General features: G+C 52.1%; 27 protein-coding genes and 2 tRNA genes. 14 read left to right on the top strand and 15 right to left on the bottom strand.

Translation table 11 applies throughout. The features are described 5' to 3' along the window. Window positions 1-21: 21 nt before the first annotated feature. The gene (locus DFR47_RS08410) at window positions 22-867 is read left to right on the top strand and encodes a YihY/virulence factor BrkB family protein (RefSeq protein WP_113943893.1); all 846 of its coding nucleotides are present in this window, start codon (window positions 22-24) and stop codon (window positions 865-867) included. Window positions 868-922: 55 nt separating this feature from the next. On the opposite strand, the gene DFR47_RS08405 is transcribed toward DFR47_RS08410, so the two are convergent. Next, window positions 923-1,954: an aspartate-semialdehyde dehydrogenase gene (locus DFR47_RS08405; RefSeq protein WP_113943892.1), complete on the bottom strand. Its 1,032-nt coding sequence runs from the start codon at window positions 1,952-1,954 to the stop codon at window positions 923-925. Between the two features lie 103 nt (window positions 1,955-2,057). Then, window positions 2,058-2,216: a hypothetical protein gene (locus tag DFR47_RS21730; RefSeq protein WP_170137459.1), complete on the bottom strand. Its 159-nt coding sequence runs from the start codon at window positions 2,214-2,216 to the stop codon at window positions 2,058-2,060. A 381-nt stretch (window positions 2,217-2,597) separates the two neighbouring features. On the opposite strand from DFR47_RS21730, the gene DFR47_RS08400 reads away from it, so the two are divergent. Beyond that, complete coding sequence (locus DFR47_RS08400) at window positions 2,598-4,475, top strand: MFS transporter (protein WP_113943891.1); 1,878 nt, start codon at window positions 2,598-2,600, stop codon at window positions 4,473-4,475. A 94-nt stretch (window positions 4,476-4,569) separates the two neighbouring features. Here the strand turns inward: DFR47_RS08400 and leuB are convergent, their stop codons facing one another. From leuB to DFR47_RS08375, 5 genes are all read right to left on the bottom strand, one after another. After that, on the bottom strand, window positions 4,570-5,682 hold the full coding sequence (leuB, locus tag DFR47_RS08395) for a 3-isopropylmalate dehydrogenase (protein WP_113943890.1): 1,113 nt from the start codon (window positions 5,680-5,682) through the stop codon (window positions 4,570-4,572). A gap of 250 nt (window positions 5,683-5,932) precedes the next feature. Next, window positions 5,933-6,124: a Trm112 family protein gene (locus DFR47_RS08390; RefSeq protein WP_113943889.1), complete on the bottom strand. Its 192-nt coding sequence runs from the start codon at window positions 6,122-6,124 to the stop codon at window positions 5,933-5,935. 26 nt (window positions 6,125-6,150) lie between these two features. Further along, the gene (locus DFR47_RS08385) at window positions 6,151-6,849 is read right to left on the bottom strand and encodes an LON peptidase substrate-binding domain-containing protein (RefSeq protein ID WP_113943888.1); all 699 of its coding nucleotides are present in this window, start codon (window positions 6,847-6,849) and stop codon (window positions 6,151-6,153) included. Window positions 6,850-6,944: 95 nt separating this feature from the next. Further along, a complete protein-coding gene (trxA, locus tag DFR47_RS08380) occupies window positions 6,945-8,021 on the bottom strand; it encodes a thioredoxin (RefSeq protein ID WP_113943887.1) in 1,077 nt (358 codons plus the stop codon). Window positions 8,022-8,169: 148 nt separating this feature from the next. Further along, complete coding sequence (locus DFR47_RS08375) at window positions 8,170-8,685, bottom strand: prolyl-tRNA synthetase associated domain-containing protein (protein WP_113943886.1); 516 nt, start codon at window positions 8,683-8,685, stop codon at window positions 8,170-8,172. Window positions 8,686-8,970: 285 nt separating this feature from the next. Here DFR47_RS08375 and DFR47_RS08370 point away from each other — a divergent pair. Further along, window positions 8,971-9,045 (top strand) — tRNA-Gly (locus tag DFR47_RS08370). Window positions 9,046-9,247: 202 nt separating this feature from the next. Next, window positions 9,248-9,322, top strand: a tRNA-Gly gene (locus DFR47_RS08365). A 211-nt stretch (window positions 9,323-9,533) separates the two neighbouring features. On the opposite strand, the gene DFR47_RS08360 is transcribed toward DFR47_RS08365, so the two are convergent. Genes DFR47_RS08360 through DFR47_RS08345 form a run of 4 tightly spaced genes read right to left on the bottom strand, consistent with a single transcriptional unit; the run spans window position 9,534 to window position 13,055 of the window. After that, window positions 9,534-10,382: a metal ABC transporter permease gene (locus DFR47_RS08360; RefSeq protein WP_113943885.1), complete on the bottom strand. Its 849-nt coding sequence runs from the start codon at window positions 10,380-10,382 to the stop codon at window positions 9,534-9,536. Continuing rightward, window positions 10,379-11,242 (bottom strand): metal ABC transporter permease, encoded by an 864-nt coding sequence (locus DFR47_RS08355; protein WP_113943884.1) that lies wholly within the window; start codon window positions 11,240-11,242, stop codon window positions 10,379-10,381. Before DFR47_RS08355 ends, DFR47_RS08360 begins: the two co-directional genes overlap by 4 nt. After that, complete coding sequence (locus DFR47_RS08350) at window positions 11,242-12,135, bottom strand: manganese/iron ABC transporter ATP-binding protein (protein WP_113943883.1); 894 nt, start codon at window positions 12,133-12,135, stop codon at window positions 11,242-11,244. Before DFR47_RS08350 ends, DFR47_RS08355 begins: the two co-directional genes overlap by 1 nt. Continuing rightward, a complete protein-coding gene (locus tag DFR47_RS08345) occupies window positions 12,135-13,055 on the bottom strand; it encodes a metal ABC transporter substrate-binding protein (RefSeq protein ID WP_113943882.1) in 921 nt (306 codons plus the stop codon). Before DFR47_RS08345 ends, DFR47_RS08350 begins: the two co-directional genes overlap by 1 nt. A gap of 144 nt (window positions 13,056-13,199) precedes the next feature. Here DFR47_RS08345 and irrA point away from each other — a divergent pair, with 144 nt between their 5' ends. The 6 genes from irrA to DFR47_RS08315 all read left to right on the top strand — a co-directional run bounded on the left by irrA (window position 13,200) and on the right by DFR47_RS08315 (window position 18,917). Continuing rightward, window positions 13,200-13,679 (top strand): iron response transcriptional regulator IrrA, encoded by a 480-nt coding sequence (irrA, locus tag DFR47_RS08340; RefSeq protein ID WP_245416485.1) that lies wholly within the window; start codon window positions 13,200-13,202, stop codon window positions 13,677-13,679. 135 nt (window positions 13,680-13,814) lie between these two features. Continuing rightward, complete coding sequence (locus tag DFR47_RS08335; RefSeq protein WP_113943881.1) at window positions 13,815-14,663, top strand: metallophosphoesterase family protein; 849 nt, start codon at window positions 13,815-13,817, stop codon at window positions 14,661-14,663. Then, on the top strand, window positions 14,663-15,844 hold the full coding sequence (locus DFR47_RS08330; protein ID WP_113943880.1) for an ABC transporter ATP-binding protein: 1,182 nt from the start codon (window positions 14,663-14,665) through the stop codon (window positions 15,842-15,844). The genes DFR47_RS08335 and DFR47_RS08330 overlap by 1 nt, the downstream gene beginning before the upstream one ends. Continuing rightward, window positions 15,837-16,769, top strand: coding sequence for a carbohydrate ABC transporter permease (locus DFR47_RS08325; RefSeq protein ID WP_210207273.1), 933 nt, complete (start codon window positions 15,837-15,839; stop codon window positions 16,767-16,769). Before DFR47_RS08330 ends, DFR47_RS08325 begins: the two co-directional genes overlap by 8 nt. Before the next feature lie 12 nt (window positions 16,770-16,781). Then, on the top strand, window positions 16,782-17,603 hold the full coding sequence (locus tag DFR47_RS08320) for a carbohydrate ABC transporter permease (protein WP_113943879.1): 822 nt from the start codon (window positions 16,782-16,784) through the stop codon (window positions 17,601-17,603). A gap of 48 nt (window positions 17,604-17,651) precedes the next feature. Next, window positions 17,652-18,917, top strand: a complete 1,266-nt coding sequence (locus DFR47_RS08315) for an ABC transporter substrate-binding protein (RefSeq protein WP_113943878.1) — start codon at window positions 17,652-17,654, stop codon at window positions 18,915-18,917. A gap of 30 nt (window positions 18,918-18,947) precedes the next feature. Here DFR47_RS08315 and DFR47_RS08310 read toward each other — a convergent pair whose 3' ends face one another. Continuing rightward, entirely contained in the window at window positions 18,948-19,835 is an 888-nt protein-coding gene (locus tag DFR47_RS08310) for a DMT family transporter (protein WP_113943877.1), read from the bottom strand. 105 nt (window positions 19,836-19,940) lie between these two features. On the opposite strand from DFR47_RS08310, the gene DFR47_RS08305 reads away from it, so the two are divergent. Beyond that, entirely contained in the window at window positions 19,941-20,441 is a 501-nt protein-coding gene (locus DFR47_RS08305) for a YaiI/YqxD family protein (protein ID WP_113943876.1), read from the top strand. 5 nt (window positions 20,442-20,446) lie between these two features. Here DFR47_RS08305 and DFR47_RS08300 read toward each other — a convergent pair whose 3' ends face one another. Together DFR47_RS08300 and tlpA are read right to left on the bottom strand one after the other, a co-directional pair. Further along, complete coding sequence (locus DFR47_RS08300; protein WP_113943875.1) at window positions 20,447-21,067, bottom strand: LysE family translocator; 621 nt, start codon at window positions 21,065-21,067, stop codon at window positions 20,447-20,449. 81 nt (window positions 21,068-21,148) lie between these two features. Then, window positions 21,149-21,862, bottom strand: coding sequence for a thiol:disulfide interchange protein TlpA (tlpA, locus tag DFR47_RS08295; protein ID WP_113943874.1), 714 nt, complete (start codon window positions 21,860-21,862; stop codon window positions 21,149-21,151). Between the two features lie 45 nt (window positions 21,863-21,907). On the opposite strand from tlpA, the gene argH reads away from it, so the two are divergent. The 3 genes from argH (at window position 21,908) to DFR47_RS08280 (ending at window position 26,209) form a co-directional block, all read left to right on the top strand. Beyond that, a complete protein-coding gene (gene argH / locus DFR47_RS08290; protein ID WP_113943873.1) occupies window positions 21,908-23,308 on the top strand; it encodes an argininosuccinate lyase in 1,401 nt (466 codons plus the stop codon). A gap of 164 nt (window positions 23,309-23,472) precedes the next feature. Next, a complete protein-coding gene (locus DFR47_RS08285; protein WP_113943872.1) occupies window positions 23,473-23,655 on the top strand; it encodes a lipoprotein in 183 nt (60 codons plus the stop codon). A gap of 34 nt (window positions 23,656-23,689) precedes the next feature. Further along, window positions 23,690-26,209: a TIGR02302 family protein gene (locus DFR47_RS08280; protein WP_113943871.1), complete on the top strand. Its 2,520-nt coding sequence runs from the start codon at window positions 23,690-23,692 to the stop codon at window positions 26,207-26,209. A gap of 65 nt (window positions 26,210-26,274) precedes the next feature. On the opposite strand, the gene hpt is transcribed toward DFR47_RS08280, so the two are convergent. Beyond that, window positions 26,275-26,820, bottom strand: a complete 546-nt coding sequence (gene hpt / locus DFR47_RS08275; protein WP_113943870.1) for a hypoxanthine phosphoribosyltransferase — start codon at window positions 26,818-26,820, stop codon at window positions 26,275-26,277. Window positions 26,821-26,979 lie beyond the last annotated feature (159 nt).

Here is a 26,979-nt window from a genome sequence, read left to right as displayed (position 1 = left end):
AACTAAAGGAATTTTCTGTCTATGCGAAAAATAATCCGTTTCCTCAGACAGACTGTTACTGATGCGATCGGCCATTTTATCTCCGATGACGGCTGGGCTTTTGCATCCCATATCGCCCTCTCCAGCCTAATGGCGCTGTTTCCGTTCTTGATTTTCGCAACAGCCCTTGCCAGTTTTCTCGGCGCAGATGCGTTTGCCGATACGGCTGTGCATGTCATTTTTGACACCTGGCCGCCTGCAATTGCGGCACCGATTGCCCGTGAAGTGCAGAATGTTCTGACCATTCAGCGCGGTGACCTCCTGACCCTCAGTGTGATCGCCGCGGCCTATTTTGCCTCCAATGGTGTTGAGGCGCTGCGTGTTGCACTCAACCGCGCCTATCGTGTCACCGATACCCGCTCTATCCTGTTTTGCCGAGCGCAAAGCCTGGGCTTCGTCATCGTGGCGACCCTCAGCATTATGGCGATCAGTTTTCTGCTGATTCTAGCGCCTTTGGCCATTCGCCTAGCCGAACAATGGGTACCGGCACTGGAAACCATGTCGGTGTCTTTCAGTTTCTGGCGCTATGCAATTGCGCTTTCCGTTCTGATTTTCGGTCTGTTTGTCGTGCACATCTGGCTACCGGCGGGCAAACGCTCACTGGTTGATATTCTGCCGGGCATTGTGCTGACATTGCTCGCATGGCTGGCTGGAGCCACCGCTTTTGCGCGTTATCTGGAAAGTTTTGCCAGTTACGTTACAACCTATGCCGGTCTGGCCTCGATCATGGTGGCGATTGTGTTTCTCTATATTATCGCCGCGATCTTCATTATCGGTGCGGAAGTCAATGCCGCGATCATGCAATATCGTAACCGCGAACAACAATAAGAAACACAAAAAAGGCGCGGTTTCCCGCGCCTTTTAATTCATACTTCACTCAAAATCAGGCAGCTGATTTAGGCTTGATCAGATTGCGCTCCAGCAGCAGTTCAGCGATCTGAATTGTGTTCAGAGCCGCACCTTTGCGCAGGTTATCGGCAACGATCCACATGGAAAGACCGTTTTCGAGGGTGATATCTTCACGGATACGCGAGATGAATGTCGCGTCTTCGCCAGCGCTTTCATACGGGGTGATATAACCGCCGTCTTCAGGCTTATCGACAACCTGACAACCCGGTGCTTCACGCAGGATTTCGCGGGCTTCATCGGCGCTGATCGGCTTATCGAATTCGATATTCACAGCTTCGGAGTGACCGATAAACACCGGAACGCGCACAGCGGTGCAAGAAACCTTGATCTTCGGATCCAGCATTTTCTTGGTTTCAGCCATGACCTTCCACTCTTCTTTAGTGGAACCGTCTTCCATGAAGGAATCAATGTGCGGAATGACGTTGAAGGCAATACGCTTTGTGAATTTCTGAGCAGAGACAGGATCAGCAACAAAAACCGCACGCGACTGCTGGAACAATTCGTCCATACCTTCTTTACCGGCGCCGGAAACCGACTGGTAAGTCGCAACAACGATACGCTTGATGGTGGCCGCATCATGCAGAGGCTTCAGAGCAACAACGAGCTGCGCTGTCGAGCAATTCGGATTGGCAATGATATTGCGCTTGCGGAAACCGTCGATTGCTTCAGGGTTTACTTCCGGAACGATCAGCGGCACATCAGCATCATAGCGCCATGCGGATGAGTTATCGATAACAACGCAACCCTGCGCACCGATTTTCGGCGACCATTCTTTAGAAACCGAACCACCGGCAGACATCAGGCAAATATCGACATCGGAAAAATCATAGGTGTCGAGAACCTTGGTTTTCAAGGTTTTATCGCCATAAGACACTTCAGTATTGAGGCTGCGACGGGACGCAAGCGCCACCACTTCATCAGCCGGAAAACCACGCTCTTCAAGAATATTGAGCATTTCACGGCCCACATTACCTGTGGCACCGACAATCGCTACTTTGAAACCCATATGAAATCTCCTGTCCCTCTCCGCTTTCACACCAGAAAACCCGTTGGCCACGCAGGTTCTCTGCCCCGGGCCTAACCCGGGAGAGGGTGAGCAGGCCAAGGGATCAGACCGTTTTGGTGGTCGTTTTCGAGGTGATTGTCTTCAGGGCAATCATGGCCGTTTTGGTAATACCGAATGCAGGAGAAGATAAGACCATAGCTTCGCCGCCGGAAATGTCTCCGGAAAATGCTGGCAATACTGATGGCGAAGCGAGGGATTCCACGCGATCTCTCCTAATTCACCGTTGCTTGTACCGCGATTTTGGCAAGAGTCAATTGCCGTTTATATCCCGAAAGCCTCAGTTTCTTTAGGAAAATAACAAATTTTCAATTTCGCAGGGCTGCGTTCGTCCGGCATACACGCATCAGAGAAAAATATTTCGCGATTATTATACTAAAGAATACTGACGCAAATCCCGTTTTCAGTTCATTCTGTCTGTGACTGCTTTGCCAAGCGGCACAACAAGCCGCACGATTGCAGACACCTCCGGCCTGAACGGCCCAGACTCAAAATGAGCATATTCGGAATTACTGAAAGGCAGAAAACAATCAACACCCGGTGACAATAAGGGAACGGTCACAGGGTTTATCCGGGAGGAAAAAGAATGGCAGCAATTGATGGTGCGCGCGAACGCGCCCCTAAAATGACCAAGGAAGAGCGCAAAGTTATTTTTGCCTCATCGCTTGGAACAGTCTTTGAATGGTATGATTTCTATCTCTACGGCTCACTGGCAATTTATATCGGGGCCGCCTTCTTTAGTGAATATCCTGAAACAACCCGTAATATTTTCGCGCTGCTGGCTTTTGCGGCAGGCTTTCTGGTGCGCCCGTTCGGTGCATTGTTCTTCGGCCGTATCGGTGATCTCGTAGGCCGTAAATATACATTCCTTGTCACCATCGTGGTGATGGGGCTTTCAACCTTCCTCGTCGGTTTGCTGCCGGGTTCAGCATCCATCGGCATCATCGCGCCAATCATCCTGATTGGTCTGCGTATGCTGCAGGGCCTGGCGCTGGGCGGAGAATATGGCGGTGCGGCGACCTATGTGGCTGAACATGCGCCAAATGGCCGTCGTGGTTTCTACACGTCATGGATTCAAACCACAGCGACTTTCGGTCTGTTCCTGTCGCTGATCGTGATTCTTCTGATCCAGAATTCCATGACCGCAGAAGAATTTGCAGCATGGGGCTGGCGTATTCCGTTCCTGATTTCAGTTGTACTGCTCGGTATTTCCGTCTGGATCCGTATGCAGATGAGTGAATCACCTGCTTTCAAGAAAATGAAAGAAGAAGGCAAACAGTCCAAAGCACCTTTGAAAGAAGCTTTTGGTCAGTGGAAAAATGCCAAGATCGCTCTGATTGCGCTGTTCGGTCTGACAGCAGGTCAGGCTGTTGTCTGGTATTCCGGTCAGTTCTACACGCTGTTCTTCCTGCAAAACGTGCTGAAGGTTGAAAGCATTTCAGCCAATATCATGATTGCGATCGCCCTGCTGATTGCCACACCATTCTTCCTGTTCTGGGGCTGGTTGTCGGATAAAGTGGGTCGTAAGCCAATCATCATGGCTGGTCTGGCTCTGGCAATCTTCACCTATTTCCCGCTGTTTAAAGCCCTCACAGCTGCTGCCAATCCGGCACTTGCCCGTGCAGAAGCTACAATCAGCGCAACCATTACCGCAGCACCGGGCGATTGTACTTTCCAGTTCAATCCGGTGGGCACTGCAAAATTCACTACGTCCTGTGACGTAGCCACAGCCTTCCTGTCCCGCTCTTCCGTACCATATACGATTGAGACCGGCGCAGCAGGCACGCCAGCAAGTGTTAAAATCGGCGACAGCACTGTAACATCCTATGATGCAACCGGTGCTGATGCAGCTGCACGTGGACCTGCATTCGTCCATGACGTTAATCTGGCTCTGCAAAAAGCCGGTTTCCCTCTGGTGCGTAATCCAGCCAAAGTGCCGGATGCCAAACTGGATGCATTTGTGACTGCCAATCCGGAACTGTCGCTGAATGCAGATACTATTCGTGCCGGTGAAGCTGCCACGATGACTGCGGATCAGATGGTCGCTGCCAAGCTGATTACCGCTGCTGATGCGGCAACAATCGGCGAGCAAAAAGTTTATACCATTGCGGATGCAGGCACCTTTAAAATGGTGGCTAATCCGGATGAAGTAAACTGGCCGCTGACGGTGCTGATCCTGACCATTCTGGTGATCTATGTAACCATGGTCTATGGCCCGATTGCCGCTATTCTGGTGGAAATGTTCCCGACCCGCATCCGGTATACCGGTATGTCTCTGCCTTATCACATTGGTAACGGCTGGTTCGGTGGTCTGCTTCCGGCAACCGTGTTTGCGATGAGTGCGGCAAAGGGTGATATTTATTATGGCCTCTGGTACCCGATCATCATTGCAGTGATGACACTGATTATCGGTCTGATCTTTGTACGTGAAACCAAAGACCGTGACCTTGATCACGTAGAGTAAAAACTCTGCAGCAAAACAAAACCGCCGGAGCAGCAATGCTCCGACGGTTTTTTATTGGAAACGATCAGCAGCCATTATCTGGCTACCAGAATCTTTAAGCAGACAATGCTTTGAACTTGGCGAGAATTGCGTCACCCATTTCAACAGTGCCGACTTTCTTCGAGCCTTCCGACCAGATATCACCGGTACGGATACCATCATCCAGAACAGCAGCAATTGCCGCTTCCAGACGGTCAGCTTCTTCAATCAGGTTGAAGGAGTAGCGCAGGCACATTGCGAAAGAAGCAATCATTGCAATCGGGTTGGCAATACCCTGCCCTGCAATATCCGGTGCCGAACCATGTACAGGCTCATACAGCGCCTTACGCTTGCCGGTTGTTGCATCCGGTGCACCCAGCGATGCGGATGGCAGCATACCGAGCGAGCCGGTAAGCATAGCAGCAACGTCAGACAGCATATCGCCGAACAGGTTATCCGTTACAATCACGTCGAACTGCTTCGGCCAGCGCACCAGCTGCATACCACCGGCATCGGCCAGCATATGTTCCAGCTGTACATCAGCATATTGGGCTTTATGGGTTGCGGTTACAACTTCGTTCCACAACACGCCGGACTTCATCACGTTGCGTTTTTCCATCGAGGTGACTTTGTTGCCGCGTGTGCGCGCCAGTTCAAAAGCCACACCGGCAATACGCTCGATTTCGTAGGTTTCATAAACCTGTGTATCGATACCGCGCTTCTGACCATTGCCCAGATCGATAATTTCTTTCGGCTCACCGAAATAGACACCGCCGGTCAGTTCGCGAACGATCAGAATATCGAGACCTTCAACGACTTCAGGGCGCAGCGATGAGGCATCAGCCAGCGCCGGATAGCAGATTGCAGGACGCAGGTTTGCAAACAGCGCCAGATCTTTACGCAGACGCAAGAGGCCAGCTTCCGGACGTACTTCATAAGGCACGCTGTCCCATTTCGGGCCACCGACAGCACCAAACAAGACGGCATCAGCAGCCAGCGCTTTTTCCATATCGCCTTCTGAAATCGCCTGACCATGGGCATCATAAGCAGAACCGCCGACGAGGCCTTCATCTGTCTCAAAGCCAAGGCCTTTTTCTTCATTCAGATAGGTAATGATTTTGCGGACTTCCGCCATTGACTCAGGGCCGATGCCGTCGCCCGGCAGAAGAAACAGTTTTCTGGTCGCCATTATGCCATGCCTTTGTTCAGATCATCTGCCGGACAGCCGTACAAATGAACTTCTTTAAACTCAGAGCACTCTTCCTCTGCAACTTGTTTCAAAGGCAAAGCGCTCACGCGAAAAATTCACGCTATTCATAGCCCAAAAGCTCAAAGGGGGGAAAGTGTCAAACGCAAGATTTGACTCATATTTTTGCAAATTTCGCAATAATCCTAAACCGGATACATTGCCTGTATAAAAGCGGCTCTTCGAATATAATCTATTCTAAACTACGGGCTTCGGATGCCAGCAGGATAGGTACCCCCTCCCGCACCGGATAGGCCAGTTTTGCTTTTTTAGAAATCAGCTCACTATGCTCACGGTCATAGACCAGCACGCCTTTGGTCAAAGGGCAGACCAGCAATTCCAGCATTTTCGGATCGATTTTCTTTTCAAAGCCTTCAGAACTCATATCCGATCACCCTTTATCGCAGCATATTACTGCAGACCTGAGCCATAATCATCGCCGTTACGTGCCAGCGCAATTTCTGTAATCGCCACCAGCGTTTCTGCACGGGTTTTCAGATCAGGCGCTTCCAGCAGTGCTTGCTTTTCAGCTTCGCCAAATGGCGACATCATCGACAATGCATTGACCAGTGTCTCATTCCCGGCCTTAGCAATGCTTTCCCAGTCGGCTTCAAGACCATTGACTTCGAGATAGTCGCGGAAAGCCTGCAACAATGCTTCGCGGTCAACGTCTTTCTCGCCCTGCTCTTCTTCCAGATCCTGCAAGTAAGGCGTTACCCGTGCCATACGGAACGGATGTGCTACAGAGAGCTCCTCTTCCAGCCGGAACCGGCAAATGCCCTGCACGGTGATCAGCACACGTCCGTCACCGGTTTCAGTATAGGAGGTGATCCGTCCAAGACAGCCAACGGCACTCAGTTCCGGTTTATCCGTACCTTTGGCCGCACCTTCTTTATCTTCCACCGCAACACCGTTGACGATTTTCGGCTGAATAATACCAATGATCCGGTCACCGGCCAAAGCTTCATCCACCATCACCAAATAGCGCGGCTCGAAAATATTCAGCGGCATTTGTCCGCGAGGCAATAACAGGCCGGCCACCAGCGGAAACACCGGAATCACTTCCGGCAAGTCTGACGCTTTTCGGTAATGGACATTGCCCGCCTGCATAAATTCACCTCACATCCACACCGGACTTCCCGACCGGCTTCATTATATCATCAAAACGGAGCGATCTTTCTGGTCAGAGATCGCTCCTGTCATTCTCAAGCAAACAAGAGCGACGACAATTTGCGGCGTCCGCTCAATGTGGCCGGATCTTTAAAGCCCCAGGCCTCAAAGAACTGCAGCAACTGCTTGCGTGCACCATCGTCATTCCATGTACGGTCTGCTTTCATAATCGCCAGCAGCCCGTCGGCAGCCTCTTCACGCTTATCCAGCGCATTGGCAATCATTGCCAGATCAAAGCGCGCCTGATGATCATTCGGATCTGCATTCAAACGTGCCTGCAATTCAGCAGGATTACCGAGATGCGCAACCTGCTCCGCCAAAGCCAGACGCGCTTCAACTGCACGGATAGCCGGATCTTCTTTCTGTTTTTCCGGTACACGCGCCAGCACTTCGCGGGCTTTTTCCAGATCACCAAGATCAAACAGGCATCCCGCCAGACCGGCAAGGGCCGTCATATTATCCGGCACATTTTGCAAAACCGCAGCATAAATCTGTGCAGCCTGATCCGGCTCGCCATGCGCCTGCATTTCCTGTGCAGCCGCCAAAGCTTCTTCAATGGCTGCCTGCGGGCCACTGACCGAACCGGCGCTTTTGGCAACCTTATCAATAAATTCTTTGATCTTGCTTTCCGGCAAGGCGCCCATGAAACCATCAACAGGCTGTCCGTTGACGAAAGCAATCACGGCCGGAATAGACTGAATACCCAATTGTCCGGCAATCACCGGATGATCGTCAATATTCATCTTCACAAGTTTAACAGTGCCCTGCGCTGCATTCACAGCGCTTTCAATCACCGGTGTCAGCTGACGGCACGGGCCGCACCACGGCGCCCAAAAATCCACCAGCACCGGCTGATTACGGGATTCATTGATAACATCGGCAGCGAAATCCGCTGTCGTAGTATCTTTAATCAATCCGGCAACCGCAGCACCGGAACTGCCAAAACCTGCTAAAGCGGACAGCGAGCCGGAATTGTCATCATCCTGCGCCGGCGCACTCTCAGGTGCAGACGCCGCATTATTATAGGTTACGCTGGTATTACCCTGCGCGCCTGCCTGACCATAAGAGGCCCCGTAAGGATTGCCGCCATAAGGATTGTTACCGCTGTTCATTCTCGTCCCTTAATCCGCTCGTCTTGTCATGACAGACATTGTAAAGCTTCTGCTGTCACCTGCCATTGATTATGGCAGAATATAATATCTCTGCCATGTTAATTCGGCATTTTAATGCACGCTTTCAACCCCTCTTTCGAGGCTCGCATCAGGCAGAAGCCACTTCTGCCGTGCTGACAGACAATATACGCACATCATGGCCTGTTGCTTTCAGAAAACGCATCAGATCATCACAATGAATGGAGGTCGTCGCTTCATTGGTCAGCGGATGCGCATTGATAATCTCATGACGCATCAAAGCCTCATCGAGAATAATGCTGACTTTATGCTCGCTGTCATTAATCGCACCCAAGACGGAAACCGATCCCGGTATCAGCCCCAGATATTCCATCAGCTTTTCCGGCTTACCGAAAGAAACTTTGCTGGCCGCGCCAATCACCGTGTGAATCGTTTTCAGATCAACAATTGCATCTTCCTCAACAGTCACCAGAAAGAAATTGTCTTTCTTATCTTTCAGAAAAAGATTTTTGGTGTGGCCGCCTGCGATCTCCCCACGCAGATTTTGAGAATCAGCAACGGTAAACAAAGGCGGATGAGTCACTGTTTTGACCTCGATCCCCAATGATGCGAGATAATCATGCAATTCGGCAGCAGTTTTCGGCATTATTTTATTTCTCCTCCATGAAAAACTATACCACTCTTATAAAACTGCCACCCTAAATGCAAAATCCTTGAAAAAACTGCCCGCTTAAATCCGAATCATAACAAGGATTTATGTCTTCACTCCCGCTTGATCCGATATATCAGAGCGCCGAGAACCACAAATTCGGCCTGTAATGTGCATTTTTATAATTATACACAAAACTGTTTGATGTTTTTGCAAATTCCCTGTTGCAAATCACCTGAGCTTTTGCCATATAGCGCAGGCCTAACCAACAAACTGGCGCGAGCGGGTGTAGCTCAGGGGTAGAGCACAACCTTGCCAAGGTTGGGGTCGAGGGTTCGAATCCCTTCGCCCGCTCCAGTTTGGTTAGACTTCAAAAGCCGCGCAACAGCGCGGCTTTTTGCTTTTCTGATTGTATTTCCCCTTAACTGACACATCCTCAAAACCCGGTTGCTGTTTTGTCGTAAAGCCTTCAAAAAAATTACAGATTTTGAATTTTCCCTATTGCAAATCACTTGGGATTTTGACATATAGCGCAGGCCTAACCAACAAACTGGCGCGAGCGGGTGTAGCTCAGGGGTAGAGCACAACCTTGCCAAGGTTGGGGTCGAGGGTTCGAATCCCTTCGCCCGCTCCAGTTTGGTTAAGCCTTCAAAAGCCGCGCACTGCGCGGCTTTTTGCTTTTCTGGTTTCAGCTTTCATTTCTCCCGATGTCAGCCCCGTATTTCGCGGCGCATTGAATGCTCGTGCAAATCAACATGACACAAAAAAAGAGCATTTCCGATCTGTGATCAGAAATGCTCTCAGCGCGACGCCTTGCTTACAGAGAATCGTTTTCGGGCATGAAGTTAAGAGGAGAAAACCTGTCTCTCTGTACGGGCAACACGACGGCGCGCAATAATAAACGCCGCAATAAACACCAAGGTCATCAGCAAAACGATGGTTGGTGCAGGTGCACTGTCGATAAAGAACGAGACATAAACGCCAAGTCCCGACGAAGCGACAGCCACAATCACCGCAACAATCAGCATGGAGCTGAAATTACGCGTCAGCAGGAAGGCAATTGCCCCCGGTGCAATCAGAATTGCAATTGCCAGAATGATACCCACCGCTTTCAAAGCACCGACAATGGTCAGCGAGAGGATAGCCAGCAGGCCATAATGCAGCAATCTGACCGGCAACCCCACAGCACGCGCCTGCGCGGGATCAAAAGCATGTAGCAGCAGATCCCGCCATTTCAGCACCAGCAGTGCAGTCACAATCACAGCAATGATTGCTGTTTCAATCATATCCTGTTTGCCGATACCAAGAATGTCACCGAACAGAATGTGATCCAGATGCACATCAGACTGCACCTTCACATACATCACCAATCCGAGGCCAAACATACCGGAGAAGACAACGCCCATAATGGTATCTTGTTTGATCCGGCTGTTTTCTTTCAGAAAACCGGTTGCCAGTGCACAGAACATCCCTGCCACGAAAGCGCCGATAGCAAGCGGAATATTGATGATATAGGCCAGCACCACACCCGGCAGCACCGCATGGGAAACAGCATCTCCCATCAGCGACCAGCCCTTAAGCACCAGAAAACACGATAATAATGCGGCCGGTATCGCGATCAGCATGGCAATGACCATAGCATTGACCATGAATTCAAAGCGGAACGGCATCATCAGAGTTTCAAACAGGCTCATGACTGCACCTCTGCTTTGAGAGTTTCAGCTGCCCGACGTCTTGCGGCCAGCATACCGTGCTTCGGTGCGAAGAAAAATGCTGCCAGAAAGATCAGCGTCTGCATCACAACAATAATCCCGCCGGTCGCGCCATCGAGAAAATAGCTGATATAAGCGCCGGTAAAGCTGGTGAGCGTTCCGATGATCACAGCAATCGTCAGCAAACGCGGAAAACGATCTGTCAGCAAATAGGCTGTTGCACCGGGTGTCACCACCATAGAAATCACCAGAAACGCGCCCACTGTCTGCATCGCCGCAACAGTACAGGCGGACAGCAGCGTGAAGAAAATGACTTTCAGCACGGTCGGGTTCAGGCCGATCGAACGAGCATGGCTCTCATCAAAGAAAGTCACCATCAGGTCTTTCCAGATGAACAGCAGCACGACCAGCGATACAAAACCGATAATCGCCAGTTGCAGCGTATCCGCCGGTGTAATCGCCAGAATATTACCCAGTACAATGGTCTGAATGCTGACTGCGGTTGGTTTCAGCGACACCATAAACAGGCCAAGACCAAAGAAGGATGTGAAAATCAGACCGATAATCGCATCTTCTTTCAGCTTGGTACGCTCATTGAGAAACAGCATCGCTGCCGCAGCCAGACCGCCGGAGAAGAAAGCACCGATCGCAAAAGGCAGACCGAGCATATAAGCGCCCGCCACACCCGGTACGATGGAGTGAGACAGAGCATCGCCGATCAGTGACCAGCCTTTGAGCATCAGATAGCCGGACAGGAATGCGCACACGCCGCCGACCAGCGCCGAAACCCACATGGCATTGATCATATATTGATAGGAGAACGGCTCAAGCAGCAGTTCCATTACTCTGCTCCCTTACCGTGATTGTCCTGATAGAGCACCAGCGGCCGCTCATCATCGGTCAGAATATTCACCGGATGCGCTTTGCCTTTATCGGCATCATTGAGCACGAAATGGCGCAGAACACCGCCAAAGGTTTTCTCAAGATTAGCCTGCGTAAAGATGGTTTCCGTGTCGCCATAGGCCAGAACCGTGCGGTTCAGCAGCACTGTGCGGTCACAGAATTCCGGTACACTGCCCAGATTATGGGTCGAGACAAACATCACCCGCCCCTCATCGCGCAGATCACGCAGCAGCTTGATGATTGCTTCTTCGGTTTTAACGTCCACACCGGTAAAAGGCTCATCCAGCAGAATGACCCGACTGTCCTGTGCCAAAGCACGCGCCAGAAAAACACGTTTTTTCTGACCGCCGGATAATTCACCGATCTGGCGTTTGCGATACTCCGTCATATTCACGCGCGCCAGCGCATCAGTAACCGCCTGATGATCGGCCTGTTTGGCACGGCGCATCATACCCATATGGCCATAGCGTCCCATCATCACCACATCTTCAACGAGAACCGGAAAATTCCAGTCCACATCTTCCGACTGCGGAACATAGGCTACGAGATTGCTCTTAAGTGCCTGTTTGACCGGAAGTCCGAGAATCCGGATATCGCCTTTTGCCAGCCGCACAAAGCCCATCAGCGCTTTGAACAAGGTGGATTTACCGGAACCGTTCACCCCCACAAGGGCTGTGATTGTACCGGTCGGAATTTCAAAGCTGGCATCACGCAGGGCCGTATGACCGTTGCGATAGGTCACTGTCGCGCCACTCACCATAAGCCCTGCTCCCGCATCGGATGATGCGGGAGACCGGACTGTCGTTGGGCGGGCATTAAGCGGGGCATTCATTATTTCGCATCTCCGGATTTAAGACCCTTCGCAATCGTGTCAGTCGTCACACGAAGCAGGTCGAGATAGGTCGGCACGGCACCGTCCGGCTCGGACAGTGAATCCACATACAGAACACCGCCGTAATTCGCGCCGGTTTCAGACGCCACCTGCTTGGCCGGAGCGGGAGAGATCGTGGATTCAGAGAAAACCACAGTGATATTGTTCTTGCGAACGGCATCAATCACTTTGCGAACCTGCTGCGGTGTACCCTGCTGGTCAGCATTGATCGGCCAGAGATAAAGTTCTTTCAGGTTGAGATCACGCGCCAGGTAGCTGAAGGCACCTTCACTGGTAACCAGCCAGCGCTTGTCTTCCGGAATATCTTTCAGCTCATCCTTGATCGGATCAATCAGTGCCTTGAGCTTAGCCTTATAGGCTTCGGCATTGGCTTTATAGATTTCCGCGTTTTCCGGATCATGTTTCACGAAAGCATCGCGGATATTATCGACATAAATCATACCTGCAGACGGGGACATCCAGGCATGCGGGTTCGGCTTACCGCTATACGGACCTTCGGTAATGCCCATTGGCTCAACACCTTCAGACACAACAACACTTGGCACATCTTTCAGGTGCTGGAAGAATTTTTCAAACCAGCGCTCAAGATTAAGACCGTTCCAGAAGATCAGCTGTGCACCTTGCGCCTTCATAATATCGCCAGGGGTCGGCTGATAATCGTGAATTTCCGCGTCCGGCTTGGTGATGGATTCAACAATCGCGGCATCACCTGCAACATTGCGTGCAATATCGGCAATCACCGTAAAGGTTGTCACTGCCTTGAATTTTTCCTTAGCCGCAGCAGGCACCACGACAAGCGCGGCAGAAAAAGCCGTACCAATAATACCGGCCAGCAGCACGCGCCTCATTTTGCTGAACATTCTCAACTCCTCAATCCATACCAGATTTCGTTCTTGCAAATAGAAAATCCTAGTTGCAAATGATTGTCAATTGCACCCTTCGTAAAGAATCTGTAATAATTTTGCAAGTGCAAATCATTCGCAACTAGAATAACGGAGCGTGCCATGCTGGAAGTGCCTGAAAATTTACGCGCGCAATTGCGGTCACAACGCCTGATGCAAATGCAGGATACGTCCCGTATCCGGCCGATTTTACAGAAAGCCGGCCTGCGCCCGACCAAACAACGCCTCATTCTCGGTCAGTTTCTGCTCAGCGGACATCATCAGCATATTTCTGCCGATGATCTGCATCTGCTCGTGCTGCATAATGGTTTCAGTATGTCGCTGGCGACTGTCTATAATACGCTCAACCAGTTTGCTGAGGCCGGTCTGATCCGCAAAATCTCAGTCAGCGGTCAACGCACATTCTTTGATACCAATGCCCGTAACCATCAGCATTTTTATTTCGAGGATGAAGATCGCATGATTGATATCGGCGGTGCCCCGCTCATGCTTTCACCAGCGCCACAGGCGCCGGAGGGCTATACAATTACCAAAATCGATATTCTGGTCAGCCTGAAGAAAGTGGAAAATAAGCAATTGTGAATGTTACAATTGTGTCACCGGTCTGATGTCTGTCTGTCACCAACGCAGTGTAGTGAACGCGCAGTGGCGGTCTGTGTCCCCCGTTAGAAATACACATCCGCATCTTCTCTTCAAACTCTGTGAAGGAGCAGATCCATGCGGATTGTTCAGATTACCGATACTCATCTCAGCCCGTCCAAAGCCCATTTCACAAAAAACTGGCGCCCGCTTGTCGAATGGCTGGAAGATGTTCAACCGGATCTCGTCATCCATACCGGTGATCTGGCTGTTGATGGCGCAGATTTTGACGATGATCTGACCTTCTGTGCTGACTTGCTCGGTGAGCTGAATATGCCGGTGCTCTGTGTGCCCGGTAATCATGATGTCGGCCATCTGCCCTCCTCCCTTCAGCCGGTTAATGATGAACGTCTGGAGCGCTGGCGCGATCTCGTCGGCCCGGACCGCTGGCTGCATGACCAGTCCGGCTGGCGCCTGATCGGCCTCAACAGCCTGCTGATCGGCAGCGGCCATGTGGAAGAAGAAGAACAATTTCAATGGCTGGAAGAGGCGCTGAACGGTGCCTATGGCAAACCTGTAGCTATCTTTGCCCATAAGCCGCTTTTCGTCGATAGTCCTGATGAAGGTGACAGCGGCTATTGGGGTGCCTCTCCGAAAGATCGTAAACGCCTTCTCGATCTGTTCGACGCGTATAATGTCCGCCTTTATGCCAGTGGTCACCTGCACCGCGCATGGGCCGGCCATCATCAGGGTATTTCCCTGATCTGGGGGCCTTCCTCCGGCTTTATCGTCGGCCCGATGGAACGCGACCTGCCGGGCGAGCGTATTGTCGGCGCAGTGATCCATACGCTGAGTGATACAGTCCACAGTGAGATCACCGAACTGACACAGCTGCGCCCGTATCTGCTCGATGATGTGGTGCATGAAGTTTATCCTTCGAGCCATACTGCCGCCATTACCAGCGCCGATGCAACGGAGCAGGCATAATGGCTCATTTCGCGCTGAAGAATATTTCCAAATCCTTTGGCGATCAGCACATTCTTAAAGATGTGACGATTGAAGCCGAAGACGGTGAGTTCATTGCACTGGTCGGGCCTTCCGGTTGCGGAAAAAGCACCATCCTGCGTATCGCCGCAGGGTTAGAACACGCAGATGAGGGGCATATCTGGCTGGGTGAGCGTAACATCACCGCTGCTCATCCCTCCGACCGCAATATCGCAATGGTATTTCAGTCCTATGCACTCTATCCGCATCTGACCACGCGTGAGAATATTGCAGTGCCTCTCGCCATGCGCGATCTGAGCACGATGGAACGCCTGCCACTGATCGGCAACCGGATACCGGGGCAGGCAGCTAAACGTGCCGCCATTCAGCAACAAGTACTGGCAACGGCACAGAGCCTGAAAATCGACCATCTGCTCGACCGCAAGCCTGCACAAATGTCCGGCGGTCAGCGCCAGCGTGTGGCACTGGCGCGCGCCATGGTGCGTCAGCCACAAGTCTTCCTGATGGATGAGCCGCTCTCCAACCTCGATGCCAATTTGCGCGTGCATACCCGTGCCGAGATTGTCGAACTGCATCGCCGCGCCGGTGTGCCAAGTCTTTATGTGACCCATGACCAGTCCGAAGCACTGAGCATGGCCGACCGTGTTGCTGTGATGATCGGCGGCCATCTGCTGCAAATCGATACACCGGCAGAGATTTATAATAATCCGCGCCATATCGAGGTTGCCCGCTTCATCGGCAGTCCGAAAATCAATGTGCTCAATGCCCGTGCCAGCGATCAGGGTATTATCCATTTTGCCGGAAAGCCGATTTTAAATCAGGTCGATATTCACGCCGGTTCTGCACTCAGCGTGGCTATCCGCCCTGAGGATTTGCAAATCCGCCGCTCTAATGACAAGCCTACAGAAAGAACAATCTCGGCTACTGTGGCGCGTATCGAATTTCTCGGCTCCGAAGCACTGGTCTATCTCCATGCTCCAGGCACACAGGAACTACTCACCGCCCGCAGCACACCTGCTTCAGTCGCAGAACTGCAACCGGATATGCCGGTGCATCTGACCTTTGAGCCGAATAAAGCCTTGCTGTTTGATACGGAAGGCCAGCGCCTGCGTAAACTTACTCATACAGTGACCGGTCGCATCAAGGCAGACAGCCATGTCTGACATTGCACAAACCTTCGCCCCTGTTATGACAGCGCGTGAGGCAGCCAATGCGGCACGCAAACGTGAAGAGCGGCTGGCATGGAAACTAATGGCGCCTGCTGTCTCGCTGGTGGTGTTGTTTATTCTGCTGCCGACACTGGCTGTACTCTATCTCAGCTTCACCAATTTTGAACTCGGCTATACGGATTATGAATTTATCGGTCTGGAAAATTATATTGAGCTTTTCAAAGACCGCACCTTCCGTATTTCCCTGCAAAATACTGCTGTTTATACGCTGATTGTTACACCGGTTTCCGTTTTTCTCGGATTAGGCGCAGCCTTGCTGATTGAGAGTGAAACACGCGGCAAAGCGTTTTTCCGAACAGTCTATTTTCTGCCTGTCGCATCGCTGCTGGTTGCCATGGCCACCGTCTGGCAATATCTGCTGCACCCGACAATGGGGCCGGTCAATGCCATGCTCGGCCTGTTAGGGATTGACGGGCCAAACTGGCTCGGCAGTTCCTCAACCGTGCTGCCAAGCCTTGCCATGATCGGCATCTGGCAATCGGTCGGTTTCAATATGGTACTGTTTCTGGCTGGTCTGACCGCCATTCCCCGCGAGCTGTATTCTGCCGCTGAGATGGATGGCGCCAAAAGTGCATGGGAGCGTTTCCGTTTAGTCACCTGGCCGCTGCTCGGCCCCACCACACTTTTTGTCCTGACCATCAGCGTCATCAATTCCGTCAAAGTTTTTGAATCGGTCAAAACCCTCACACAGGGCGGGCCGAACAAGGCTTCTGAAGTGCTGCTGCATACGATCTATCAGGAAGGCTTCGTGTTCCTGCGTGTCGGCTATGCCTCAGCCATGACCGTTATTTTCCTCATGGTGCTGATCGTGATGATGTTGCTGCAATATCGCGTGCTTGACCGCCGCGTGCATTATTAAAAGGCGAAAATCATGTCAGCCTTACGCTTTGTCCGCCTCGGTATTCTGTCTCTCGGTGCGCTGCTGTTTCTCGCACCCTATATCTGGATGCTCTCCACCGCAGCCAAATCGCAATCGGATATTTTCTCGTCCTCGCTCAGTCTTATCCCTCAAAACTGGGCTCTGATTGAGAATATCACCAAAGCCTTTTCCCGTGTGCCAATGGGGCTGCTATTGTTCAATGGTGTGCTGGTCTGCGGTATTATTCTGGTGGTTCAGGTCATTATCGCTATCCCTTGCGCCTATGCCATGGCCAAGCTGCGCTTTCGTGCAGCACAGGTGATGATGAGCGCAGTAATGCTCGGTCTGCTGGTGCCAATCCATGCCACAGCCCTGCCTTTTTATCTTGGTTTTGAACGCACCGGCCTGCTGAACAGCTATTTCGCCATCAGCGCCCCCTTCTTCATCTCGGTGTTCGGCATCTTCCTGTTCCTGCAATTCTTCCGCTCAATGCCCGATGATCTGATCAATGCCGCCCGCCTCGACGGCATGTCGGAAACCGGCATTGTTGCCCGCGTTATTGTGCCGAATGCATGGCCTGCAATTACTGCCTTCGCGATTTTCTCAGTGGTTGCCCACTGGAACGATCTGTTCTGGCCCCTGATCGTAGTGACCGGTATGGAAAAAGCCACGCCGCCGCTGGGTCTGCTCTATTTCCGTGCGGCTGAAGCCGGTGATGACTATGGCGCGCTGATGGCCGCCACGCTGATTATCACGCTGCCCCTTGTTCTTGCCTTTCTTGCCGCGCAGCGCCGCTTCATTGAAGGCATCACCATGACCGGCCTCAAAGGCTGATCCCTCTCCCCTGCAACGCTCTTCCTCCCCGCATTTACGGAGCCCGTAATGACATTTTTCTCCCGCACTCTGACTGCCGCCGCCCTTCTGACCGGCCTGTGCAGCACAGCTCTCGCAGAAACCACGCTCAATGTGCATTATCCGATGCCGGGTTTCTTTCAGGATGTGATGGCCAATATTTCCAAGAAATTCATGGAAGAAAATCCGGACATCAAAATCCACTTCGTCAATCCGTCCGCGACCTATGAAGACGGCATTCAGCTGATTATGCGCCAGAACGGCACCGCTGAACTGCCGGATGTCACCTTTACCGGTCTGAACCGTCTGCGCATTTTGAGTGAACGCAATATCGGCCTTGATCTGAAGCCTCTGATTGAGAAAGAAGCCGATTTTGACAAGCAGGGTTTCACGCAAACTATTCTGAACCTTGCCAAGGTCGGCGACCGTCAGGTTGGTCTGGCTTTCGCCACCTCCAATCCGATCATGTATTATAATGCGGACCTGTTTAAAAAAGTCGGCGAAAATCCGGATACTCCGCCAACGTCATGGGATGATGTCATCCGCATCGGCGGTAAAATCAAAGCGCTGGGCAACGGCGTTCAGGGCATCGATTTCCGCTGGCAGGGCGATGACTGGATGTTCTCTGCGCTGTTATTCGGTGCCGGTGGTCAGATGCTTTCGGATGACGAAAAACAGGTCGCCTTTAACGGCGCTGAGGGTGAAGCCGCATTTAAAACTCTGGATCGCATGGTGAAAGAAGGCGGTCTGCCGGTCTTCACCAAAGAAGCCGGTGAACAGGCCTTTGCGGCCGGTAATGTCGGCTTTGCTTTCCAGACAACCGGTGGCCTGCGCAATACAATCAAAAATGTCGGCGACAAATTCGACATGCGCACAGCCAAGATTCCACTGCTCAATCCGGAAAAAGGCCGCCTGCCAACCGGCGGTAATGCGGTTGTTATCCTGACATCGGACGACGCGAAAATTGAAGCCGCATGGAAATTTGCCAAATTTGCTGCCGGTCCTTACGGCGCATCGGTCGTTGTACCGGGTACCGGCTATGTGCCGAATAATGAGCTGGCCGCCAAGTCCGATGAATATCTCGGAAAATTCTATGACGAAAACCCGCTGTTTAAAGCCGGCCTGAGCCAAATGAACATCATGATCCCTTGGTATGCTTTCCCGGGTTCGAACGGCGTGAAAGTCACCCAGACCATCGTTGATAACCTGTCCCGCGTTGTCGAACAGAAAACAACACCGGAAGAAGCACTGGCAGATACGGCCGATGAAGTGAAAAAGCTGCTGCCACGCCGCTAATGACACCTGAAAAGTCTGAAACCGGCAGTTTTAAACTGCCGGTTTTTTCTTTTGCCCTGTACGCTGTAATGTCGCCAGAGCCACACCGAAAGTGGTCAGCACCATGCCGATGATCTGCACCAGCGTCAGCGTTTCACCGAACAGCAGATAGGCCATAATCGCCGCTGTTCCCGGCACCAGATAAAAGAACGACGCGACTTTTGAGACTTCGCCCTGCCCGATCAGAATCAGCAGCAGCAAAATTGCACCGATCGACAAAACCAGCACCAGCCAGACCATCGCAAACAGTAGCTCACCGGACCAGATCACGGTCTGTGTTTCAAAGCCGAGTGACAACAGGCCGGTCAGAATACCCGCTGCGATATATTGCACGGTCGTACCGGTTTTCAGATCAATTTTCACCGCAAAGCGTTTTTGCCATACCGTACCTATACTGATCGCCATAACCGCAGCCAGCGCCGCACTCAAAGTCGCCGGATTAATACCGCCGGAACTGAGCGAAAATTTCGGCGCAACCACCAGCGCCACACCGCAAAAACCGATCAACAACCCCAGCCATTGGCTCGGCAAGACTGTCTCACGCAAGAAGAGTGCGGCAATCAAAGTGGTAATCAGCGGCTGCAAGCCGGACACCAGCGCTGTCATCCCCGCAGGCAAACCGTGACGCACCGCCCAGAACACGCCGGAGAGATAAATCCCGTGAATGAGACAGCCGACAATTGCCGCATTCACAAGCCCGCGCCTGTCCGGCCAGCGGGCGCCGGTTGCCAGTGCCCAGACCGCCAGAATAATCGCAGCAATGAAAAACCGTGCCGTCATGAACCAGAAAGGCTCGGCATAGGGCATGGCAAAACCGGCACCGATAAAACCGGTTGCCCAGAGAAAGACGAATAGAGCGGGGAAATATTTGACTGGCATGATCTGTATCTGTTTCGAAACAATCTACTCGGCTTATCTCTACTGCCGCGCCGCGCCAAGCGTTAAACGCTTGCCAATCACTTTTGGCTTTGCCATGAAGCATGAATGACACACTCCGATGAAAACAAAACCATCTGCATTTATGTCGATGCCGATGCCTGTCCGGTTAAAAACGAGATCTACAAAGTTGCTGAGCGCCACAGCATCAGAACATTTGTCGTTGCCAACAGCTATATCGCCATTCCCCGTGATGAACCGCTGATTGAACGTGTGATCGTCCCTGCCGGTCTGGATGTTGCCGATGACTGGATTGCCGAGCGGTCACGTGCCGGTTGCATTGTTATCACAGCGGATATTCCTTTGGCGCATCGTGGAGTCACCGCCGGTGCGGTGGTTATCGCACCGGATGGCCGCCTATTCAGCGCCGCCAATATCGGCAATATTCTTGCAACCCGCAATCTGATGGATGAGCTGCGTTCCGCCAATCCGGTGTCTGCCGGTCAGTTTGGGGGCGCAAAACCATTTTCAGCCCGCGACCGTTCCGCATTTCTCTCAGCACTTGATCTCGCAATTGTGCGTCTGAAACGCGACGGCTTCACTGCATAAGCGGATTAACTGGCACGCATCGTTGCTGTTGCCACACCGGCACCGATCAGCAATGTGCCGCCGGTACGGTTGAAGGCACGCAAAATCCGCGAGCTCTTAAACAGTGATCGTGCACGATGCGCTGCAAAAGCGTAGAGAAATGCATTGCTGAAAGACAGCACCAAAAAAGTTGCTTCAAAAATCAGCATCTGCGTCCAGAAATCGCCGTGCCGGTTGAGAAATTGCGGCAGAAACGCCACGAAAAATGTAATGCTTTTCGGATTAAGCGAAGTCACCAGCCACGCATGTGTCAGCATTTTCAATGGTGACACATCTGCTGTTCGCGCTTCCGCCTGCATAGTGGCACCGGAGCGGAATAATTTGATACCAAGCCAGATCAGATAGGCCGCACCCAACCATTTCACGATTGTAAACACGATAGCAGATGTGGCCAGCAGTGCTCCAATGCCAAGCATGGACAGCGTCATGGCGGTAAAATCACCCAGTGCCACACCGGCAGCCATCGGCACAGCTGTGCGCCAGCCCTGCCCTAAGGCATAGGAAACCACCAATAAAATTGTCGGCCCCGGTATCACCAGCAAAACAATTGATGCAGCCGTAAAGGCAAACCAGACATCCAGCTCCATTGGAAAACTCCCCCGAAAAAGTGATCTGAGCAGAATAGTGCCCCTGTGTAAAATCACTTTTCCGGAAAAGTAGATTCGTCCTTAGCGGCGCAAATTCTTTGCAACATTCACCAGATTAACCGCATCCTGCCCTGCCCAATGTGCAGGGCCGTTCATTGCCGCAATCTGACAACCGGTTTCATCAATCAGCAAAGTTACAGGCAGACCAAAAGCCAAACCTCTGCGTTTCAGATCATTAAAAACTGTCAGACTGGCATCGCGATAGAAGCCGAGCTTTTCAACGCCGATTTCATTGAGAAAGTTCTTAGGCTTGGAGATATCACCGGTATCGATATTCAGTGCCACCACTTCAAAGTCGTCACTGCCCTGCTCAGTCTGCAACTTATCCAGCGCAGGCATTTCCTCACGGCAAGGTGCACACCAGCTTGCCCAGAGGTTAACCAGCAGCGTTTTGCCCTTCATATCACCGATGGTGGTTTTAGCACCGTCAGGGGCATCAAATTGTAAATGCGTCAGCAAAGCAGGTTTATCCGATGGCTGCATTGCGGCAACGTCACCGGTTGCAGCAGCCGACAATTTAGCTAACTGCTCCTGATTTAATGCACATTTTGCATCATCTCCGGTGCTTGCTGCGGCATTACTCGCCGTATTCTGTGTCGGAACAACATTGCCAGAAGGCGGTTCCATCACGTATACCGCTATGGCACCGGCCAGAAGTCCGGCGATACCGGCAAACAAAATCATCTTCGGACTGATTGCGCTTTTCGGTTTCGTCTTTTTATTGTCTTCGGCCATTGTATCGTTCTTTTTACTCATAGTTCCGGCTCAGGGCATAAGCGCATGACGACAGAAAAATCCAGCAACCAAATGTGGGGTGGCCGCTTCGCCTCAGGTCCCTCTGCCATTATGGAAGAGATTAATGCTTCGATCGGTTATGACCGCAAGCTCTATGCACAGGACATTGCCGGATCGCTGGCGCATGCTGCCATGCTTGCCAAGACCGGCATCATCTCTGCAGATGATCACAAACAGATCTCCGATGGTCTCAATACCATATTAGCCGAGATCGAAAATGGCAAATTTACCTTCTCGCGTAAGCTTGAAGACATCCATATGAATGTGGAAGCCCGTCTGGCTGATCTGATTGGCGCTCCGGCCGGTCGTTTGCATACCGCACGCTCGCGTAATGATCAGGTCGCTCTCGATTTCCGTCTCTGGGTCAAGAATGAGCTGGAAAAAACCGCTGCCTCGCTGAAAATCCTGATCGAAGCCTTTCTGATCCGCGCAGAAGAGCACGCGGCAACAGTTATGCCGGGCTTCACCCATTTGCAGACCGCACAGCCGGTAACCTTCGGTCATCATTGCATGGCCTATGTGGAAATGTTCGGCCGTGATCTGTCCCGCGTGCGCGATGCGATTGAACGTATGAATGAAAGCCCGCTCGGCGCGGCAGCACTGGCCGGTACCGGTTTCCCGATCGACCGCCACATGACTGCCGAAGCGCTTGGCTTCCGCGAACCGACCCGTAATTCTATCGACAGCGTTTCCGACCGCGACTATGCGCTGGAATTCCTGTCGATCGCTTCGATCTGCGCAACGCATCTGTCGCGCTTAGCAGAAGAAATCGTGATCTGGTCAACCTCGCAGTTCAATTTCATCCGTTTATCTGATGCTTTCTCCACCGGCTCTTCCATTATGCCGCAGAAGAAGAATCCGGACGCAGCTGAACTGGTACGCGCCAAAACCGGCCGTATCACCGGCTCACTGGTCGGCCTGCTGATGGTGATGAAAGGCCTGCCTCTGGCCTATTCCAAAGATATGCAGGAAGACAAAGAAGCTGTTTTTGATGCAGCCGAATCCATTGAGCTGGCACTTGCAGCCATGAGCGGTATGGTTTCCGACCTCACCGTGATTGAAGCCTCGATGAAAAAGGCTGCCGGTTCCGGTTATTCCACTGCGACTGACCTCGCCGACTGGCTGGTGCGTGAGCTTGGCCTGCCATTCCGTGAAGCGCATCACGTGACCGGCCGTGCCGTTGCACTGGCAGAATCGAAGAAGGTTGACCTGTCCAAACTGACACTGGAAGACATGCAGTCGATCCATCCGCAGATTACTGAAGCCGTCTTCGGTTTCCTCACTGTGGATAAATCTGTGAAAAGCCGCCAGTCTTTCGGTGGCACTGCACCGCAGGAAGTGCGTCGTCAGATCAAATACTGGAAAAAACGCCTGATTAAGGCCTGATCTGTCCGGCTGAGAATAAACGGAACCGTAATACGGTTCCGTTTTCCATTTCTTCAAAGATTTGTGTTCGCATCTGAACAGTTTGCGTTAGTCTGCAATTCAGTTAAAACTGTGCGCTCATACATACGGCTTTCCGGCCAAACACCAATTTCAGGATATATTTGATGAATAGCCGCGTATTCATGACCTCTGTGATTATGCTTGTTGCCGTTGGCAGCATTGTAACCGGCTGCGGACGTCGCGGCGCGCTGGAAGCGCCTGCTAATGCTACTGTGCATGACGACTGGCGCAAACAAGATCAAAAAGCTGTCGAAGAAAAACCATTTATTCTGGATAAGCTGATTTAAACGCATTGCCAGAAAAGTGGGAACCGGATTTTTAATGCCAGAGTCCGATACAAGACCTGTTCTTAAAGCTGACAGCAAGCTCTATCGCCTGCGGGTCAAAGCGGCGCTGGTCTTATGCTTTGAGCGCCTGTGGCCGCTTCTGCTACCTGTTTTGCTGTTACTTGCGCTGTCGGCAAGCCTGGCATGGCTTGGCCTGTTCCAGATGATGCCGCGCTGGCTACATCTCACGGTTCTCACAGTTTTTGCTCTCGCGTTTCTCTACAGCCTGTTTCGTTTTCACCGCTTTCGTTTGCCGGATGATCAGACGATCAACAGCCGGATTGAACGTGAAAACGGTCTGCAGCACAGCCCGCTGCAAATCAATGATGACCAGCTTGCCGGACAAAGCGACGATCCGCTGGCACAGGCGCTCTGGCTGGAACATCGCAAGCGCATGGCGGCTCTCACCGGGCGTTTGCACGGTTTTCTGCCCCATCCGGCTATTCCGCAACGCGACCCCTATGCTCTTCGCGCCGTGGTCATTTTGCTGTTTGCTGCAACTGCGGCTTATTCTGTCAGTCCGCTTTCAGGAAAAGTCAGCGATTTATGGACGCCACCGGCAGGCTTTGCAGGGCCGGAAGGCCGCATTGATGCATGGATCACTCCGCCCGCTTATACCGGCAAAGCGCCCGTCTTTTTAAGTGCCGTCACAACAGAGAGCAAACCTCTCGATGTACCGCAAGGCAGCATTCTCAGTGTGCAAATCAGCGGCAGTTCCCGCAATCAGCTGACCCTGACCGGTCAGGACGGCAAATCCTATCCGGTTGAGGCCAAACCCGAATCTGGTGCGACAGCCAATAGTGCGAATTTTGAATTACCGCTGAGCAAATCCGTTACCGCACAGTTGCAGGCAGGATCGCGTCAACAGGCATGGCAGTTTAATATCACGCCGGACACAGCCCCTGTCGTCGAATTTACCCGTCATCCGACCTATGCGCTCAATGGTACGCTGGAGCTCCACTATAAAGTGAGTGATGATTACGGTGTCACCAAGTTACAGTCTGACATCAGGCTGCTGGAGCAGCCGGAAGCAGCCGGTCAGTCACTGACCGGTGCGCCGGAATTACGGCTGACATTGCCGAAACGCGGTAGAAACAATACGGATGAAATCACCGCGCTTCAGGATCTGACCATGCATCCGTGGGCGGGCAAATATGTCTCCCTGCAAATTCAGGCGACAGATGACGCCGGACAGACAGGCACAAGTAAAGAAATCCGCTTTGTGCTGCCACAGCGCCCGTTTGTTAATCCGCTTGCGCGTGCCGTTGCCGAGCAGCGTCAGACACTGGCACTGGACAGCAATCAGAAAACCTCTGTTATCCAGATGCTGGATGCGCTGACCATGCATCCGCAAACCACCATTGCCAATATCAGCCACTATCTGGGTCTGCGCTCAGTGCGGGAGCGCCTGAAACTGGCACGCAATGATGCGGATTTGCATGAGATTATTGATTATATGTGGAATGTGGCGCGTGGGATCGAAGACGGTCAGCTTTCCGATGCGGAAAAAGCGCTGCGTGCGGCACAGGAAGCACTCAGTCAGGCTTTGCAGAACAATGCCGGTCCTGAGGAAATCGCCCGTCTGACGCAAGAACTGCGCGAAGCCATGAACCGGTACTTAAACGAAATGGCACGCCGTCAGCAAAACAATCCAAACCAGAATGCGCAAAATAATCCGAATGTCCGTGTGCTCAGCCAGCGTGACATTGACCGGATGATGCAGCAGATTGAAGATCTGGCACGTTCCGGCAATCATGCAGAAGCACAGCGAATGCTACAGCAGTTGCAGGAAATGCTGAACAATCTGCAACCGGGGCAAAGCGCCCAACAAGGTCAGGGACAAGGCCAAGGCCAAGGTCAGGGACAGGGCAATGGTGCGCAAGAGCAGCTTAATAAGCTGGGCGACCTGATGCGCCGTCAGCAGGAGCTGATGAACGAGACTTTCAAGCTCGACCAGCAACTGACGGAAACCGACGATTATAATTATGACGGTGAAGGCGAACAGAGCCAGAAAAACGGCAGCTCACAACAAGAGACCGAACAGGCGCTCAAAGACTTGCAACAACAGCAGCGCGATTTGCAAAGTGAGCTGAACAAGCTGACTGACGAGCTGAAAAAGCAAGGTCTGGAATCCTCCAAGGAAATGGATCAGGCACAAAACTCCATGGATCGTGCCGGTCGCTCTCTTGGTAATGCTGAAAGCGGAAAGGCTACAGATCAGCAGGCCGAAGCACTGGATGCCCTACGCCGCGGTGCCCGTTCCATGATGCAGCAATTGCAAGAGGCACAGGGGCAAGGCGATGGTCAGGGACAGCAAAATGGTGAAGCCCGCGACCCGCTTGGGCGCGAAACCGGTCAGGGTAGTTCCGATGGTAAAGGCACGCAGCTGCCGAACCAGATTGATATTCAGAAAGCGCGGCGCATTCTCGACGCAATCCGCAAAAAGCTTGGCGATGCTTTAAGCCCGCAGCAGGAAAAAGAGTATCTGGAACGTTTGCTGCAGCGCGATCAATGATGAATAATAAAAAAGCCGCTCATCTGCATGAGCGGCTTTTTTTAAAAACATATATCCGATGCGGATTATTTCGGCTCATCCATGACGCGACCGACATAAGGCAGCTGACGGAAAGAATGCGCGACATCCATGCCGTAACCGACAACGAAATAATCAGGGCATTCGAAAGCGGTGAAATCCGCATAGAGATCAAGCTTACGGTGTCCCGGCTTGTCCAGAAGTACGGCAATACTGACGCTGCGCGCACCACGCGACATCATCAGTTCGCGGACAAAGTTCAGCGTCTTGCCGGATTCAAGAATATCATCAATCAGCAGAACATCACGGCCTTCAACTTCACTGTCGATATCGCGAACGAGGCGAATATCGCCGCCCTTCGTGCCTGCGCCATAGCTGGATACGGTGATGAATTCCACATCCGGCTCAACACCGGCATCGTGCATAGCGCGGATCAAATCCGCTGCAAAAATAAATGAGCCTTTGAGAATTGAAACCGCCAGCGGTCGCTCCAGCTTACGCTCAGCAATTTTTTGTGCCAGTTCACGATTGCGCTCAGCAATCTGCTCCGCACTGAAAAGGACTTCAATATTTCTGCCACCTACATTAGGCATAAACACGTCTCCGGTCTTTATCCGATTATACCGAAATAGTTCCGGCAAGAAAAAAGTAGCTGTTACAGCACTACGCCCTTGGCTGAAAGGGCAGTTTTACATTATTTGCCTTTGTTGCGTATCAAATCTGCGTTTTTGATGGTTATACACAACCGGCCT

The sequence above is a fragment of the Pseudochrobactrum asaccharolyticum genome, from assembly GCF_003314995.1.
GTDB classification, from domain to species: Bacteria; Pseudomonadota; Alphaproteobacteria; order Rhizobiales; family Rhizobiaceae; genus Pseudochrobactrum; species Pseudochrobactrum asaccharolyticum.
The sequence above is the reverse complement of the archived record's forward strand: the minus strand, read 5'-3'. Positions and strand labels throughout refer to the sequence as shown.

Coding starts and splice junctions, on each gene's coding strand:
- DFR47_RS08410 (WP_113943893.1), top strand. CDS start 22: ATGCGAAAAATAATCCGTTTCCTCAGACAGACTGTTACTGATGCGATC.
- DFR47_RS08405 (WP_113943892.1), bottom strand. CDS start 1,954: ATGGGTTTCAAAGTAGCGATTGTCGGTGCCACAGGTAATGTGGGCCGT.
- DFR47_RS08400 (WP_113943891.1), top strand. CDS start 2,598: ATGGCAGCAATTGATGGTGCGCGCGAACGCGCCCCTAAAATGACCAAG.
- leuB (WP_113943890.1), bottom strand. CDS start 5,682: ATGGCGACCAGAAAACTGTTTCTTCTGCCGGGCGACGGCATCGGCCCT.
- DFR47_RS08390 (WP_113943889.1), bottom strand. CDS start 6,124: ATGAGTTCTGAAGGCTTTGAAAAGAAAATCGATCCGAAAATGCTGGAA.
- DFR47_RS08385 (WP_113943888.1), bottom strand. CDS start 6,849: ATGCAGGCGGGCAATGTCCATTACCGAAAAGCGTCAGACTTGCCGGAA.
- trxA (WP_113943887.1), bottom strand. CDS start 8,021: ATGAACAGCGGTAACAATCCTTATGGCGGCAATCCTTACGGGGCCTCT.
- DFR47_RS08375 (WP_113943886.1), bottom strand. CDS start 8,685: ATGCCGAAAACTGCTGCCGAATTGCATGATTATCTCGCATCATTGGGG.
- DFR47_RS08360 (WP_113943885.1), bottom strand. CDS start 10,382: ATGAGCCTGTTTGAAACTCTGATGATGCCGTTCCGCTTTGAATTCATG.
- DFR47_RS08355 (WP_113943884.1), bottom strand. CDS start 11,242: ATGGAACTGCTGCTTGAGCCGTTCTCCTATCAATATATGATCAATGCC.
- DFR47_RS08350 (WP_113943883.1), bottom strand. CDS start 12,135: ATGAATGCCCCGCTTAATGCCCGCCCAACGACAGTCCGGTCTCCCGCA.
- DFR47_RS08345 (WP_113943882.1), bottom strand. CDS start 13,055: ATGTTCAGCAAAATGAGGCGCGTGCTGCTGGCCGGTATTATTGGTACG.
- irrA (WP_245416485.1), top strand. CDS start 13,200: ATGCTGGAAGTGCCTGAAAATTTACGCGCGCAATTGCGGTCACAACGC.
- DFR47_RS08335 (WP_113943881.1), top strand. CDS start 13,815: ATGCGGATTGTTCAGATTACCGATACTCATCTCAGCCCGTCCAAAGCC.
- DFR47_RS08330 (WP_113943880.1), top strand. CDS start 14,663: ATGGCTCATTTCGCGCTGAAGAATATTTCCAAATCCTTTGGCGATCAG.
- DFR47_RS08325 (WP_210207273.1), top strand. CDS start 15,837: ATGTCTGACATTGCACAAACCTTCGCCCCTGTTATGACAGCGCGTGAG.
- DFR47_RS08320 (WP_113943879.1), top strand. CDS start 16,782: ATGTCAGCCTTACGCTTTGTCCGCCTCGGTATTCTGTCTCTCGGTGCG.
- DFR47_RS08315 (WP_113943878.1), top strand. CDS start 17,652: ATGACATTTTTCTCCCGCACTCTGACTGCCGCCGCCCTTCTGACCGGC.
- DFR47_RS08310 (WP_113943877.1), bottom strand. CDS start 19,835: ATGCCAGTCAAATATTTCCCCGCTCTATTCGTCTTTCTCTGGGCAACC.
- DFR47_RS08305 (WP_113943876.1), top strand. CDS start 19,941: ATGACACACTCCGATGAAAACAAAACCATCTGCATTTATGTCGATGCC.
- DFR47_RS08300 (WP_113943875.1), bottom strand. CDS start 21,067: ATGGAGCTGGATGTCTGGTTTGCCTTTACGGCTGCATCAATTGTTTTG.
- tlpA (WP_113943874.1), bottom strand. CDS start 21,862: ATGGCCGAAGACAATAAAAAGACGAAACCGAAAAGCGCAATCAGTCCG.
- argH (WP_113943873.1), top strand. CDS start 21,908: ATGACGACAGAAAAATCCAGCAACCAAATGTGGGGTGGCCGCTTCGCC.
- DFR47_RS08285 (WP_113943872.1), top strand. CDS start 23,473: ATGAATAGCCGCGTATTCATGACCTCTGTGATTATGCTTGTTGCCGTT.
- DFR47_RS08280 (WP_113943871.1), top strand. CDS start 23,690: ATGCCAGAGTCCGATACAAGACCTGTTCTTAAAGCTGACAGCAAGCTC.
- hpt (WP_113943870.1), bottom strand. CDS start 26,820: ATGCCTAATGTAGGTGGCAGAAATATTGAAGTCCTTTTCAGTGCGGAG.